At 69.2% G+C, this 13,161-nt stretch carries 16 protein-coding genes; 7 read left to right on the forward strand and 9 right to left on the reverse strand.

The features are described 5' to 3' along the window. Positions 1 to 33: 33 nt before the first annotated feature. Together HDC31_RS19440 and HDC31_RS19445 are read left to right on the forward strand one after the other, a co-directional pair. Positions 34 to 384, forward strand: a complete 351-nt coding sequence (locus HDC31_RS19440; RefSeq protein WP_113682022.1) for a TraR/DksA C4-type zinc finger protein — start codon at positions 34 to 36, stop codon at positions 382 to 384. Between the two features lie 37 nt (positions 385 to 421). Then, positions 422 to 859, forward strand: coding sequence for a VOC family protein (locus HDC31_RS19445; RefSeq protein ID WP_061017427.1), 438 nt, complete (start codon positions 422 to 424; stop codon positions 857 to 859). Here the strand turns inward: HDC31_RS19445 and HDC31_RS19450 are convergent. From HDC31_RS19450 to phnD, 5 genes are all read right to left on the reverse strand, one after another. Further along, positions 846 to 1,466, reverse strand: coding sequence for a TetR-like C-terminal domain-containing protein (locus HDC31_RS19450; RefSeq protein ID WP_257022408.1), 621 nt, complete (start codon positions 1,464 to 1,466; stop codon positions 846 to 848). The two genes, HDC31_RS19445 and HDC31_RS19450, sit on opposite strands and share 14 nt — an antisense overlap. 8 nt (positions 1,467 to 1,474) lie before the next feature. Then, positions 1,475 to 2,242: a tyrosine-protein phosphatase gene (locus HDC31_RS19455; protein WP_113680946.1), complete on the reverse strand. Its 768-nt coding sequence runs from the start codon at positions 2,240 to 2,242 to the stop codon at positions 1,475 to 1,477. Then, positions 2,239 to 3,081 carry a phosphonate ABC transporter, permease protein PhnE gene (gene phnE / locus HDC31_RS19460; RefSeq protein WP_113680945.1) on the reverse strand — a complete coding sequence of 281 codons (843 nt, stop codon included), beginning with the start codon at positions 3,079 to 3,081 and terminating at the stop codon, positions 2,239 to 2,241. The genes HDC31_RS19455 and phnE overlap by 4 nt, the downstream gene beginning before the upstream one ends. Continuing rightward, positions 3,065 to 3,859: a phosphonate ABC transporter ATP-binding protein gene (gene phnC, locus HDC31_RS19465; protein WP_113680944.1), complete on the reverse strand. Its 795-nt coding sequence runs from the start codon at positions 3,857 to 3,859 to the stop codon at positions 3,065 to 3,067. Before phnC ends, phnE begins: the two co-directional genes overlap by 17 nt. A gap of 146 nt (positions 3,860 to 4,005) precedes the next feature. Beyond that, complete coding sequence (phnD, locus tag HDC31_RS19470) at positions 4,006 to 4,908, reverse strand: phosphate/phosphite/phosphonate ABC transporter substrate-binding protein (protein ID WP_061017433.1); 903 nt, start codon at positions 4,906 to 4,908, stop codon at positions 4,006 to 4,008. Between the two features lie 227 nt (positions 4,909 to 5,135). Between phnD and HDC31_RS19475 the strand changes: the two genes are divergently transcribed. Together HDC31_RS19475 and HDC31_RS19480 are read left to right on the forward strand one after the other, a co-directional pair. Next, positions 5,136 to 6,008 carry a hypothetical protein gene (locus HDC31_RS19475; RefSeq protein ID WP_058631058.1) on the forward strand — a complete coding sequence of 291 codons (873 nt, stop codon included), beginning with the start codon at positions 5,136 to 5,138 and terminating at the stop codon, positions 6,006 to 6,008. Continuing rightward, entirely contained in the window at positions 6,005 to 6,853 is an 849-nt protein-coding gene (locus HDC31_RS19480) for an SMP-30/gluconolactonase/LRE family protein (RefSeq protein WP_179516433.1), read from the forward strand. The genes HDC31_RS19475 and HDC31_RS19480 overlap by 4 nt, the downstream gene beginning before the upstream one ends. Before the next feature lie 84 nt (positions 6,854 to 6,937). Here the strand turns inward: HDC31_RS19480 and HDC31_RS19485 are convergent, their stop codons facing one another. Together HDC31_RS19485 and HDC31_RS19490 are read right to left on the reverse strand one after the other, a co-directional pair. After that, complete coding sequence (locus tag HDC31_RS19485; protein ID WP_113680172.1) at positions 6,938 to 7,792, reverse strand: fumarylacetoacetate hydrolase family protein; 855 nt, start codon at positions 7,790 to 7,792, stop codon at positions 6,938 to 6,940. A 14-nt stretch (positions 7,793 to 7,806) separates the two neighbouring features. After that, positions 7,807 to 8,781, reverse strand: coding sequence for a C-terminal binding protein (locus HDC31_RS19490; protein WP_113680171.1), 975 nt, complete (start codon positions 8,779 to 8,781; stop codon positions 7,807 to 7,809). Positions 8,782 to 9,140: 359 nt separating this feature from the next. Here HDC31_RS19490 and HDC31_RS19495 point away from each other — a divergent pair, with 359 nt between their 5' ends. The 3 genes from HDC31_RS19495 to HDC31_RS19505 are packed head-to-tail and all read left to right on the forward strand — an operon-like array spanning position 9,141 to position 11,516. Next, on the forward strand, positions 9,141 to 10,397 hold the full coding sequence (locus HDC31_RS19495; protein WP_218867955.1) for a sodium:proton exchanger: 1,257 nt from the start codon (positions 9,141 to 9,143) through the stop codon (positions 10,395 to 10,397). 26 nt (positions 10,398 to 10,423) lie between these two features. After that, positions 10,424 to 11,173 (forward strand): SDR family NAD(P)-dependent oxidoreductase, encoded by a 750-nt coding sequence (locus HDC31_RS19500; RefSeq protein WP_113680170.1) that lies wholly within the window; start codon positions 10,424 to 10,426, stop codon positions 11,171 to 11,173. Next, positions 11,166 to 11,516 carry a nuclear transport factor 2 family protein gene (locus HDC31_RS19505; protein WP_113680169.1) on the forward strand — a complete coding sequence of 117 codons (351 nt, stop codon included), beginning with the start codon at positions 11,166 to 11,168 and terminating at the stop codon, positions 11,514 to 11,516. Before HDC31_RS19500 ends, HDC31_RS19505 begins: the two co-directional genes overlap by 8 nt. 33 nt (positions 11,517 to 11,549) lie before the next feature. Here the strand turns inward: HDC31_RS19505 and HDC31_RS19510 are convergent, their stop codons facing one another. Together HDC31_RS19510 and dinB are read right to left on the reverse strand one after the other, a co-directional pair. Then, entirely contained in the window at positions 11,550 to 11,858 is a 309-nt protein-coding gene (locus HDC31_RS19510) for a hypothetical protein (RefSeq protein WP_113680168.1), read from the reverse strand. A gap of 81 nt (positions 11,859 to 11,939) precedes the next feature. After that, entirely contained in the window at positions 11,940 to 13,136 is a 1,197-nt protein-coding gene (dinB, locus tag HDC31_RS19515; RefSeq protein WP_179516434.1) for a DNA polymerase IV, read from the reverse strand. Positions 13,137 to 13,161: the final 25 nt, after the last annotated feature.

Genomic DNA, 13,161 nt, shown 5'->3' on the forward strand with positions numbered 1-13,161 from the left:
TCGGGTGTCGGTGAAGGTGCCTAGAGTGGGCAGATGACCGCCGATGCCCGGGAACGCCTGCTCGCACTGCGCATGCAGGCCGAGGCGCGCGTGCAGGCGACCGCAGCGATGCTCGACGAGCTCACCCACGACCGCGCGGGCTCGAACGACGACGACGAACACGACCCCGAGGGCGTGACCCTGTCGTCGGAGTGGTCCCGGCTGACAGGTCTCGCCGACGCCGCGACATCCGAGCTGCAGCAGGTGGATGACGCACTCGCCCGAGTGGAAGCCGGCACCTACGGCATCTGCGCGAACTGCGGCCGCCCGATCCCCGCCGGACGCCTGGAGGCACGGCCGTTCGCCGAGTACTGCGTCGTCTGCGCCGAGAAGCTCGGCAGATAGCCCTGACGGTGGCGACGGGCACGAGTAGCATTCCCCCATGCCCATCACGCTCGAGAACGTCGGCATCGCGGTGCGCGACCTGGAAGCCACCATCTCGTTCTTCACCGACCTCGGCCTCACCGTGCTCGGCCGCGACGAAGTCAGCGGGGAGTGGGCATCGACCGCGGTCGGCCTCGACGGCAACCACGCGAAGATCGCCGTGCTGCAGACTCCCGATGGGCACGGCCAGATCGAGCTGTTCGAGTACATCCATCCGGACGCGATCGAGACCGAGCCCACCCTGCCCAACGAGATCGGCATGCACCGCATCGCGTTCTCCGTCGACGACATCGACGAGTCGCTGGCGATCGCGGCCCGACACGGTTACCACCCGTTGCGCGGGGTCGCGAACTACCAGGACGTGTACAAGCTCACGTATCTGCGCGGCCCGAGCGGCATCCTGCTGATGTTCGCGCAGGACCTCACGAAGAGCTGACCATCCCGCGCCAGATCACCTCGATCGCCGCACGCAGCCGCGCCACGACGACGGGGTCGCTGATCCTGTCACCGCGTACGACGAGCTGGTAGTAAACGACACCCGCGACGGCGTCGAAGCACGCCTCGACGTCGAGGTCGGCCCGCAGCTCGCCCCGCGCGATCCCGATGCGGAGCGCATTCTGCAGGGGCACCCGTCGCCGGGACACGTGCGACTCCCAGTACGTCTTCTGCAGGGCGCGATCTGCCATGACGAGGCGGATGCGCTGCCGGAACCGCTCCTCGGAGTAACCGGGCGCCGAGGGTGCGACGCCGTCCGCGCCGAGTCCGAGCCCTGCGAGCAGCACCTCGTGAAGGTCGGCATCCGCGGGATAGTCCGGTGGCACCTCGCGCCCGACGTCGAGCGCGGCGGCGATCAGCAGCGTCAGCGACGGCCAGCGCCGATACAGAGCCGCGCGGCTCACTCCGCTGCACGCGACGACGCGCGACACCGTGACCTCCTCGCCAGCATCGATGATCCCCAGCGTCGCGTCGACGATCAGTCCGTCGATCTCCTCATCGCGCGGACGCCCGGCGCGGCGGCGAACCGCGGCCCCGGCATCCGTCATCGGCATCGTCACGCGGCCAGCGCCCGCTCGCGCAGTCGGGCGATCGTGGCGTTCGAGAGCCCCGCAGCGCGCAACGGCGTCAGCGGGTCCCCGTGCTCCGCGCGGAGCGTGTCGAGAAGGCTGCGCATGGACACATCCATCGAGCCCTCCAGAAGCGACGAGCCGTTCTCCAGAGCGGCGGCGTCGAAGCCCAGAGCTCTCCACATCGCTCCCATGACCGGAGCCGTGCGCGCCATGACCGCGACCATGTTGTCGCCGGTGCGGGCGTAGTCGGTGACGATGTCGTCGTCGGTGGCCCCCAATGCGAGCAACAGCATGGCGGCGAGCACACCGGTGCGGTCGCGACCGGCGGCGCAGTGGAAGGCCGCCGTGCCGGGAGTGTGCGCGATCACGTTGAGTGCGATGACGAGCTGCGGCGCCGCGCCCTCGACCATGCGCCGGTACATCCGGCCCATGGCCTCGTGGCTCAGCTCCGGGGCCTTGTCTCCCATCGATGCCCCCACATCCGCGATGAGCGGCAGGTGATGGTAGCCGACCGGGTGCGCGCCGAGAGGCCCACGTCCCGTGACCGAGACCTCGAGCGGCGAGCGTAGATCGATGATGGCACTGAGTCCACCCGCGACGAGTTCATCGGCCACCTCCGAGGTCACATAGGCCAGGTCGTCCGTGCGGATGGCGAGGCCTTCACGCAGCACACCGCCATCGATCATGATGCCGCCGAGGTCGCGCAGGTTTACCGGCGCGCTGAGGACGAGTCCGGTATCGATGATGCTCATGTGATTCTCCTTCGGATGAGGGCGCTGCCCTGGTCGATCACCGTGACGAGCACGATGATGCAGATGATGATGGCGCTGAGGTGGCCGTAGTCGTACATGCGCATCGCGGTGGTCAGCTCGAGGCCGATGCCGCCGGCGCCGACGAGACCGAGGATGGTCGCGCCGCGCACGTTGCCCTCGAACAGCAGCAGCGTGTACGAGGTCAGCAGCGGTGCGGCCTGCGGGAGGATCCCGTACTGGATGATCTGCCGCTTCGAGGCGCCGACCGCCTCCATCGCGACGACGGGCCCTCGGTCGACCTGCTCCATCGCCTCGGCGAAGATCTTGCCGATCGAGCCGATGGAGCCGAGCGTCATGGCCAGGATGCCGGCGAACGGGCCGAGCCCGACAGCCGAGACGAACATGAGCGCGAACACCAGGTCGGGCACGGAGCGGATGATGTTCATGACCCAGCGCGTCGGGTAGTACAGCCACTTCGGCGCGAGGGTGGAGGTGGCTCCGAAGGCGACGATCAGGGAGAGGACGGCGCCGAGGACCGTACCGACGACGGCCATCTGAAACGTCTCCAGCAGCAGTGCCAGGATGGTGCCGATCTTCGAGAAGTCGGGCGGGAACAGGCGCGACAGGAACTCACCCATGTTGATCGCGCCCTCGCCGAGCTTCACGAAGTTGAACTGGGCGCCGTTGAACGACCAGATCAGCACCAGGACCGCGACCGGCAGTCCGATCAGGAAGCGGGCACGCGGCACGCGGAAGGCGCTCTCGAGCCGGGCGCGCTCCGCGGGGTCGAGAGTCGGGCGGGTGGTCCTGTCTGCGCGCGGCTCAGTGGTCGTCGTCATCACCGTGCTCCTCGTCGTCGTAGAGGTTTTCCAGCGCGGCGGCATCCAACTGCGAGGTCACGCCGGAGACGAGCATCTCGCCGTGGCGAAGCCCGACGATGCGGTCGCTGTGCGCGAGAGCGAGCGACAGCACATGCAGGCTCACCAGCACAGGGATGCCGTCCTGCGTGGCGATCTCGCGCAACAGGCCGAGCACGGATCCCGCGAGTTTCGGATCGAGTGATGCGACCGGCTCGTCGGCCAGGATCACCTTCGGCTGCTGCATGAGCGCCCGCGCGATCGCCACACGCTGCTGCTGTCCCCCCGAGAGGGAGCGTGCGGGAGCGGATGCCTTGTGCGCGATCCCGACCCGATCGAGCAGTTCGAGCGCCCGACGGCGGTGCGCGTTCGAGAAGCCTCCCGCGATGTTGATCGGCCCGGCGCCGTGCAGGGCGCCGGTGAGCACATTGGTCATGACGCTGAGGCGTGGGATCAGGTTGAACTGCTGGAACACCTGTCCGACCCCGGAGCGGAGGGTTCGCAGCTCGCCGCGGCCGAGGTTCGTGACGTCGTGCCCGGCCACGCGGACCGTGCCTGAGCTGATCGGCGCGAACCCGGTCAGGCTGCGCATCAGCGTGGACTTCCCCGAGCCCGAGGCTCCGAGCAGGGCGACCATCTCGCCGGGGAAGAGGTCGAGGTCGACCCCGTCGAGCACCGTGTTCTCCCCGTACGCGACCTGCAGTCCGCGGACCGCGACGAGGGGAAGCGCCTGGCGGAGCTCGGCCGTGGGGGTGCGCACTGCACCCTCGGCGGGGCCGAAACCCAGAGCATCGGTTGGCGCTCCGGCGTGTCGGTCTGCGACGCGCCCTGACGACGACGAATCATCTCCGATTCGGCCGGGTGCGGAAACAGCGGCCGCCGGCGCGAGACGCAGAGCGGGAAGAGTCACTTGAGGTCCTCGAGCTTGACCCCGGCCACGGCCGCGATCTCGGCGAAGGACTGGAAGTCGGCGCTCTTCGGGTCGACCGTCTGCGGGGCCGCTGCGAACGCACCGTAAGCGCCGAGACGCTCAGCGTTCGCGGGCGAGAACACCTCGGCGATGCCGTCCTGGATCACCTTGCGGGTCTCGGCGTCCAGCGACTGACGGCCGAGGACCGCGCCCTGGATGTCCATCGCGGGGCTCTCCCCCACCGCGCGCCACTCTCCATCCGCAAAGGGGAACATCGGGGCGCCGAGCTCCGTGAGCATGACGGCCGTGCAGGCTGCGTCCACCTGTCCCTGCTGCAGCGCGGCGAAGCTGCCCTCGTGTCCACCGGCGAAGATGGCCTCGTAGTCGGTCCCCTGCTCGAGACCGGCCTCGTGCAGCATGTACACGGGCATGAAGTACCCGGAGCTGGAGGCCTGATCGGCGAACGCGACCGTCTTACCCTCGAGGTCCTCGACCTTCTGGATGGGCGATTCGTCGAGCACGACGCAGGTCGAGACCGGCTTGCCGTCGCCCTGGAAGGCGACCAGCGCATCCACCTCGCCGGTGTTGACGGCGAGGGCCGACGGGAAGCCGCTCATGATGCCGATGTCGACGTGGTCGGCACGGATGGCCTCGACGACACTGAGGTAGTCGGGCACATCAGTGATCTCGACGTCGCGGCCCGTCGCCTTCTCCAGCAGGTCGGCGAACACCTCGATCGGGTTCTCGGCGGTGGGGTCGTCGCCGACGGGGATCGTGGCGATCGTGAGAGGAGCGTCCGGATCGGCCGGAGCAGCCTCGGCGGTCGGGCTCTGGCAAGCGGTGAGAGAGAGGGCGGCCACGCCCAGGAGGCCGACGACGGGCAGGGTGAAGCGGCGCATGATGACCTTTCGGGAGGAGACGTCTCGGCATTCCGAGAACATCGGTATTCCAACCCCTGAAGGTGACGCGCAATTACGAGACTGCCGTACTCCGAATGGAACGCTGCGTGAACGGACGGTATCGACGCTGCGGGCGGAGCGGGCCAGCTGTGTCCCCGGAGGTTCCTGCCTTGCCGCCGCAACAGCACGGGCGGCAAGAGCCCGCCGAGAAGTAGGCTGAACGCATCATGGACGAGTTCATCCAGGGCTTCTGGACCTTCGCGCAGCACTACTGGTGGCTCATCTTCCCGATCATGGGAATGGCCGGTGGTATCGCGAAGACGTGGGAGCGCAGCTCCAAGCGACGACACGAGCGCCGCCTGGAGACCCTTCGCATGAAGGCGCAGCTGAAGACCGCCGAGATCGAAGCGCGCGCGCTCACCCAGCAGGCCAAGCGCCGCGGACCCTCTGTCGTCGACACCACAGCGTCCGTGGCACCGAGCGATCTGGTCGCGCGCCTGTTCGCCGAGCATGACGAGATCACGGCACGCTGGCTCGACTACGAGCTCGACGTCGCCAAGCTGATCGCCTTCCCCGCCATGAGCGATGGGCGCCAGCCGCTGACCGCCGCGTTCCTGCGCGCCAAGAAGACGGCCGATGCCCTGCGCCCCGCCTCCGCCGACGCCAGGGTGTCGGAACAGCAGGTCACCGAGTACCTCCAGGCCGTCGGCGACTACGCGGTCGCTTTCGAGATCGCCGAAAAGGATGCCAGGCGCCTGCGCGATTCGACCTTTACCGAGCCGGAGCGCAAGCGTCTCGAACGCGCACAGCAGCTGCTGAAGGTCGCGGTCGACGAATCCGCCACGCAGGCCGAGCGCAACGTCGCCTACAAGCGCGTGCGCGAGGAGCTCGACGGCCTCATCCTGCTCTCCGACGACGCGGTCACCGTGCTGGAGAAGCAGGTGGCGAAGGAGCTTCCCGCGCAGGCGAGCGCTGCCACCGCGACCCCGCCCGCCGCACCCGCAGCCGAGCAGGAGGCGGAGCGCGTGCCGGAGCCTATGCCTGTCGCCGACCCGCTGCACCGCACAGCCCCGCGGACCCTCCCGCGCGACGACGCATGACTCCGGAGAACGTCACCGGCCCGATGGCGCACCACGCCGAGGCGCCCGTCTGGTGGTCGGGCTGGGGCGGATTGCGCTGGGTCGACGGGGACGCCGGCGATCTTCTGTCGCTGCGACCGGATGGTGTGTCCCGCCAGCACATCGACGACGAGTACCTGGCCTTCGCCCGCCCGCGCTCCGGTGGAGGTCTGGTGGCGGTCGGCGCCCGCACGCTCTACCTCGCGCATGACGTCGACGGAGAGGTCCGGGCCGCCGCCTCGCTGGGCGACGACCCCGGTGTGCGCATGAACGACGGATGCTGCGACCCTCGGGGACGCCTGCTCGCGGGGTCGATGGCCTACGACGCGGCGCCCGATGCCGGAGCCGTGCTGCGCGTCGACGCCGACCTGACGACGAGCACCGTTCTTCCGCGGGCGACGATCTCGAACGGCATCGGCTTCTCGCCGGACGGCCGACGCGCCTACTACGTCGACACCGGGACGCACCGCATCGACGTGTTCGACGTCAGCGAGGGCGAGCTGCGGGGCCGTCGCGCCTTCGTCGCGATCCCCGAGGAGCAGGGTTCCCCCGACGGATTGTGCATCGCCGCTGACGGCAGTATCTGGGTGGCCCTGTGGGGCGGCAGCGCAGTGCACGGCTACGACGCCGCAGGGCAGCGCATCGCGACGATCGAGCTCCCGGTGCCCCAGGTCAGCGCCTGCACCTTCGGCGACGACGACCTCGGCACGCTGTACATCACGACCTCGGCGCAGGGCCTCGAACCCGGCCACGGCACCGAGGCGGGCTCGCTCTTCGCCGTGCGACCCGGTGTGCGGGGCCTTCCTGTCATCCCCTTCGCGGGCTGACGCACCCGACGGCCTCTACCCGGAGCACGGTGCACTCAGCGAAAGGAACCGTGCCCCGGGCACAGGCCGCCGGGGAGAGCCGAGTCAGCCCAGGTGCACCCGCTCGGTGCGCTGGCGCTGACGTCCGAGACCCTCGATCTCGATCGTCATCTCATCGCCGTCCTGCAGATAGGGGAACCGGCCGGAGAGCGCGACACCCTGCGGGGTACCGGTGTTGATCACGTCGCCGGGCTCGAGCACCAGATACTGACTCAGCTCGTGCACGATCTGCAGCACGGAGAAGATCATGTCCGCGGTCGACGAGTCCTGCCGCGGCTCGCCGTTCACGAACGACCGCAGTCGCAGCGCCTGGGGGTCGACCTCGTCGGCGGGAACGAGTGCGGGCCCGAGCGGGTTGAACGTCTCGGAGCACTTGCCCTTCGACCACTGCCCGCCCGAGACGTCGAGTTGATACGCGCGCTCCGAGACGTCGTTCGAGATCGTGTAGCCGGCGATGACCTCACGCGCGGCATCAGGAGACGACAGGTAGCGGGCGGGCTTGCCGATCACGATCGCCAGCTCCACCTCCCAGTCGACCTTCTCCGCTCCGGGCGGCAGCAGCACGACATCGTCCGGTCCGACCACCGTGTTGGGGTGCTTGAAGAAGACGACCGGATGCTCGGGCGGCTCCGATCCGGATTCGGCAGCGTGAGCTGCGTAGTTCTGTCCGATGCAGACCACCGCGGTCGGGCGGGCGACCGGGGCACCGATGCGCAGCCCATCGACGTCGGCGGCGACCAGTTCACCCCGGCCGAGCGCGGAGCGCACGCGGCCGATGCCGTCGGCGGCGAGGAAGTCGCCGTCGATCTCGGCGGTGAGGGGGGACAGGTCGTACACGACGCCCTCCTCTCGCACGTAGGGACGTTCGCGGCCGACGGGGCCGAGTCGCAGGAGCTCCATGGGGGCCTTCCAGGTCAGCGCGCGGTGGCGAAGGACGGGTTGACGATCGGCACGGACTCGCCGGCCAGGTAACGGATGACGTTCTCGGCCGCGTGCACCGGAAGGTCGGCCAGCGCCTCGGGCGAATACCAGGCGGCGTGCGGTGTGAGCAGCACCTGATCGAGGTCACGCAGCGGCGAGTCGGCGGCGAGCGGCTCTCCCGCGAACACGTCGAGGGCCGCGGCACCGATGTGTCCCGCCCGCAGCGAGGCGGCGAGCGCCTCCTCGTCGATGAGCGGACCGCGACAGGTGTTCACCACGACCGCTCCCGGCTTCATGGTCGCGAGGGCGGCTGCGTCGATCAGGTGCCGGGTGTCGTCGGTGAGCGGCACGTGCAGGGTCAGGATGTCGGCACGCGCGACGGCCTCCGCGATCTCTACGGGCTCGCACCCGGCTTCGCGCACGGCGTCGGCGGGGGCGAAGGGGTCGGCGACGAGGACGCGGAAGCCCAGCGCGCGACAACCGCGAGCGACCATCGAGCCGATGCGTCCGAAGCCGAGCACCGACACCGTGGTGGCCGAGGGGCGCACAGCGAGCGGTCGTGCGTCGACGGCCTTCCAGGTCCCGGCACGCACGGCGCGGTCGTAGGCGGACAGGCCGCGCGCCTGGGACATGATCATGGCGATGGTGTGCGCCGCCACCTCTTCGATGCAGTAGCTCGGGGTGTTCGCGACGGCGATGCCACGAACGGTCGCAGCCTCGACATCGACCATGTCGTACCCGATGCCGACACGGCTGATGATGCGGAGGTTCGGCATCCGGTCCATCACATCACCCGTGATCTGCGCCCACTGCACGACCAGCCCTTCGGCGTCGGCACCGAGGGCGGCGATGTCGTCCGGGCTTCCGGATGCGGCGCGATCGGCGCGCAGTCCTGCCTGTCGGAGCGTGTCTTCGATGACGGTTCCCGGCAGGTCGCAGTCGCTGACGAGGATGAATGGCTCGGTCATGGATGCGATGCTATAGCATCTAGCAGATATGCGCATCGCGATACCGAAGTTGGGCCCTTTCACTGTTCCGAAATCCTGGGCCGCCCGCTCGGGCGCCAGCGAGTTCACGCGTGAGGGGTGCCGAAACCCTCTGAATCTCCGTCTGAGCAGGGGGATCGCGCGCCGTGTTCGCCAGACTGGGGAGATCGAAGGGGAGTAGTTCCGGGCTCGCGAGAGCCTGAGGCCGCATCGACATACTGACGTTCACGATGATCGTCCGGTGCCCCTGTCTCCCGGATGAACGAGACCTTCGGCCCACGCGCGGCCGGAGCTCTGTCTTGTCCTCTCTCGGTCGCGCCCGACCGAAAGGACCGTTCCCCATGCCACGCGCATTGATCGGCCGTCTCGCCCTGTGCCTCCTGATCGCCGCCCCCGCCTTGGTGTTCCGCACACTGGGCTTCCACCCGAATCCCATGCTCGACCTCGTCGTCTTCGGGGCGGCGGTCGTGGCGGCGAGCTTCGTGCTCGCCTGGGCCGCCGAGGCCGCGCAGAAGGACATCTCCGGCGCCCTCGCGATCGCCATCCTCGCCCTCATCGCCGTGCTCCCCGAGTACGCCGTCGACCTGTACTACGCGTTCCGCTCCGGCTCCGACCCCGAGTACGCGCAGTACGCCGCCGCGAACATGACGGGATCGAACCGACTGCTCCTGGGCTTCGGGTGGCCACTCGTCGTGATCGTCGCCCTCGTGATCGCGAACCGGGCACGACGCGGCGAAGCCCGGCGTCTCGCCCTCGAGCTCCCCGTCACCGCACGCCTGGACGTCGGCTTCCTCGCGGTGCTGGCAATCCTCGCGTTCGCCATCCCACTGTTCGGGAACATCCCGATCTGGTTCGGCCTGGTGCTCATCGGGGCATTCGTCACCTACCTGTGGCGGGCAGGCCGCGCGGAGAGCGAAAGCCACGACGAGTTCGTCGGCGCCGCCGCGCACATCGCGGGCATGCCGACCCGCGCCCGGCGGATCACCGTGATCTCGATGTTCATCGTCTCGGCGGGCATCATCCTCGCGTGCGCCGAGCCGTTCGCAACCGGTCTCGTCGATTCGGGAACCGCGCTCGGGATCGACAGCTTCTTCCTCGTGCAGTGGCTCGCGCCCCTCGCCTCCGAGGCGCCCGAGTTCATCATCGCGGTGCTCTTCGCCGTCCGGGGAATGGGGGCAGCCGCGATCGCCACCCTCATCGCGTCGAAGGTCAACCAGTGGAGCCTCCTGGTCGGCTCGCTCCCCCTCGCGCACTTCTTCGGTGGCGGAGGGTCCGATCTGCCGCTCGATGCCCGGCAGATCGAGGAGTTCGTGCTCACCGGCACCCAGACCGTGATGGGCGTCGCGATCCTCCTCGCTCTCCGATTCCACCTGGGATCGGCCATCGCCCTGGCAGCGATCTTCCTCGTGCAGTTCTTCGTGACCGACACCGGCGGCCGCTACGTGCTCTCCGCTCTGCAGCTGATCATCGCCGCCGGTTTCCTGATCGTCCACCGTCGGCACATCCTGCCCACCCTCGCCGCGCCGTTCCGTCGATCGCAGCCTTCGCCGGCGATGACCGCGGGCGGATCCGCTGACGGCGCCGGAGGTCGCGGATGACCGCCCTTTTGCTATAGCGTTTAGGGATGACTATGCGCCGCGTTCTGATCACGGGGGCGAGTTCCGGCATCGGGACCGCCGCCGCCCTCGAACTCGCCCGCGAGGGTGCTGCCCTCTGGATCACGTATGCCGGACGGGAGGCCGAAGCGCTGCGCATAGCGGAGGAGTGCCGGGCGGCAGGGTCACCCGAGGTTCACGTGTCGCGCCTCGACCTGCAGGAGCGCGAGTCGATCGACGCACTCGTCGGCGAGATCACGGACGCATGGGGATCGCTCCACGTGCTCGTCAACAACGGCGGAGTCTGCCCCTACACGCCTTACGACGACATCGAGTTCGATGAATGGGACATGGTGCTCGAGACCAATGCCCGCGGCACCTTCTTCCTGACCCGCGGCGCGCTCCCCCTGCTCCGGGCAGCGGAGGGCGACCGCTCGGTGATCAACATCGCCTCGATCGCCGGCCAGGTCGGCGCGCTGCAGACCGGCATCCACTACGCCGCGAGCAAGGGTGCGATCCTGGCCATCACGCGCAGTTTCGCCCGGCACCTCGCCTCGGAGGGCATCCGCGTCAACGCCGTGACCCCTGGCCCGGTCGCGAGCGCCATCACGGACCAGCTGCAGGGGGCGGGGCGCGAGAAGCTCGAGTCGGGCATCCCCCTCGGCGCGTTCGGGCAGCCGGAGGACGTGGCCTGGATCATCGGATCCCTCGCCTCAGAGCGAGCACGCTTCATCACCGGCGCCACCTACGACGTCAACGGAGGAGTTCGCATTGACTGACCACGCACCCCTGGACCGCTCCGCCCTCGAAACCGTGCAGGCGCAGCTCGACGCGTTCAACGCACACGACCTCGACGCGTTCGTGGCCACCTACGCCGAGGACGCCGTGATCACCGGTGTCGCCGCCGAACCCGTGGTCGGTTCCGCCGCGATCCGTGCGTTCTACGAGCCTCGACTGCAGAACCCCGAGCTGTCGTGCGTCATCGAGACCAGCGTGCTCTTCGGCACCCGGTGGGTTGTCGCACAGGAACAGGTGATCAACGCCGGCGTCGCCACCGAGACCATCGCGACCTTCGATGTGGTGGACGGGCTGATCGCCAGGGCGTCGATGCTCAAGGCCTGAGGCGCGGGGGGCATCTCGCCGAGCGCGCCGTCTTCACACCAGATCGAAGACCTCGATGGTGTGCATGCCGAAGAGACTGGTCTTTCGGGGCTCCACCGTCGCCATCCTCGGAATCCGGTCGAAGCGCCGATTGTCGGGAGCGATCATCAGGCGGAACGGACCTCGCGCGAGCGCGACGGTCAGATGCGCGTCGTACCAGCACAGCGCCTGTCGACGCGAGGCCTTCTGCGCCCACCAGTGGAGGAGAAGCCAGGAGAGGAAGGCGAAGGGGATCAGCACCCAAAGCAGAAGCCCGCGCACGAGCACGACCAGGACCCATCCCGTCCGGCTGAGTGCGTTCATCTGCGGCTGCGCCCTTCTTCGGCTCGGCGCCGTCGAGCTCAAGATACCGGACCGGCACGAGAAGCCTGAGCGTCGTGCGGCTCACTCGTGCTCGGGCAGGACCGGCGACGACCAACCCCGATCACGACCCAGCTGTGCCGCCCGCGACACGGAGTCCGCACCGAAGCGGCCGCGCAGGGTGTCGAGCACCGTGTCGAGGCGCGCTTCGTCGCCCCAGTCGATCGGCAGCTCGGGCGCCACGTTCCCTGCACGGTCGAGCTGCGACAGTGAGATGCCGAGCAGGGTGATGCCGCCCGCAGAAATCTCGGGCTGCGCGGCGGCGAGCAGCGCGCGAGCGAGGGTGAGCAGCACGGCGGTGCGATCGGTCGGAGCCCGGAGCGAACGGGAGCGGGTGGCCTTCGTGAAGTCGCCGAAGCGCAGACGCAGCACGACCGTCCGGCACACGCGATCGCCGTCGCGGAGTCGCCTGCCGAGACGGTCGATGATCTGCGTGAGGATGAGGTCGAGTTCCTCGGCCGAGCGCGGACGAGTGCCCAACGCACGCTGCGAGCCGATGGATCCCCGACGCCGCGTGGTGTCGACCGGCCGCGGGTCGCGCAGCCGGGCCAACGCATGCACGTGCGCACCCGTCGCTTTGCCCAGCATCCTCTCGGCGGTCGCGGTCTCCAGCTCGGCGAGCTGTCCGACGGTGCGGATGCCGTATCGGTGCAGCTTCTCGGCCGTCACCGCGCCCACGCCCCACAGCCGCTCCACGGGAAGGGGAAGCAGAAACTCCTCTTCCCGCTCGGGCTCGACGACCAGCAGGCCGTCTGGTTTGCTCACGGCGCTGGCGACCTTGGCGAGGAACTTGGTGCGCGCGACCCCGACCGAGATGGCGAGTCCCGCTTCCGCCCGCACCCGTTCGCGCAATCGAGCCGCGATCCGCTCGGGACTGCCCGCGAGGCGTCGCAAACCGCCGACCTCTAGGAACGCCTCGTCGATCGACAGCCCCTCGACGAGCGGGGTGGTGTCGCGGAAGATCGCGAATACGTCCTTGCTCGCGGCGGAGTACGCCTCCATGCGCGGAGGGACGACGACAGCATCGGGGCAGAGCTCGCGCGCCTGCCGGCCTCCCATCGCCGTGCGCACCCCGCGCGCCTTCGCCTCGTAGCTCGCCGCCAGCACGACCCCGCCGCCCACGATCACGGGTCGCCCGCGCAATTCCGGGGCGTCGCGCTGCTCGACCGACGCGTAGAACGCATCGAGGTCGGCGTGCAGCACGGTCGCTTCCCCACGCATCCTGCTCTCCTGTCGACGAGCGGAT

Source organism: Microbacterium sp. JAI119, from assembly GCF_013410135.1.
Classification (GTDB): domain Bacteria; phylum Actinomycetota; class Actinomycetes; order Actinomycetales; family Microbacteriaceae; genus Microbacterium; species Microbacterium oxydans.

Excerpts from the sequence above, each read along its gene's own strand:
- HDC31_RS19440 (WP_113682022.1), top strand. The coding sequence starts at position 34 with ATGACCGCCGATGCCCGGGAACGCCTGCTCGCACTGCGCATGCAGGCC.
- HDC31_RS19445 (WP_061017427.1), top strand. The coding sequence starts at position 422 with ATGCCCATCACGCTCGAGAACGTCGGCATCGCGGTGCGCGACCTGGAA.
- HDC31_RS19450 (WP_257022408.1), bottom strand. The coding sequence starts at position 1,466 with ATGACGGATGCCGGGGCCGCGGTTCGCCGCCGCGCCGGGCGTCCGCGC.
- HDC31_RS19455 (WP_113680946.1), bottom strand. The coding sequence starts at position 2,242 with ATGAGCATCATCGATACCGGACTCGTCCTCAGCGCGCCGGTAAACCTG.
- phnE (WP_113680945.1), bottom strand. The coding sequence starts at position 3,081 with ATGACGACGACCACTGAGCCGCGCGCAGACAGGACCACCCGCCCGACT.
- phnD (WP_061017433.1), bottom strand. The coding sequence starts at position 4,908 with ATGCGCCGCTTCACCCTGCCCGTCGTCGGCCTCCTGGGCGTGGCCGCC.
- HDC31_RS19475 (WP_058631058.1), top strand. The coding sequence starts at position 5,136 with ATGGACGAGTTCATCCAGGGCTTCTGGACCTTCGCGCAGCACTACTGG.
- HDC31_RS19480 (WP_179516433.1), top strand. The coding sequence starts at position 6,005 with ATGACTCCGGAGAACGTCACCGGCCCGATGGCGCACCACGCCGAGGCG.
- HDC31_RS19485 (WP_113680172.1), bottom strand. The coding sequence starts at position 7,792 with ATGGAGCTCCTGCGACTCGGCCCCGTCGGCCGCGAACGTCCCTACGTG.
- HDC31_RS19490 (WP_113680171.1), bottom strand. The coding sequence starts at position 8,781 with ATGACCGAGCCATTCATCCTCGTCAGCGACTGCGACCTGCCGGGAACC.
- HDC31_RS19495 (WP_218867955.1), top strand. The coding sequence starts at position 9,141 with ATGCCACGCGCATTGATCGGCCGTCTCGCCCTGTGCCTCCTGATCGCC.
- HDC31_RS19500 (WP_113680170.1), top strand. The coding sequence starts at position 10,424 with ATGACTATGCGCCGCGTTCTGATCACGGGGGCGAGTTCCGGCATCGGG.
- HDC31_RS19510 (WP_113680168.1), bottom strand. The coding sequence starts at position 11,858 with ATGAACGCACTCAGCCGGACGGGATGGGTCCTGGTCGTGCTCGTGCGC.
- dinB (WP_179516434.1), bottom strand. The coding sequence starts at position 13,136 with ATGCGTGGGGAAGCGACCGTGCTGCACGCCGACCTCGATGCGTTCTAC.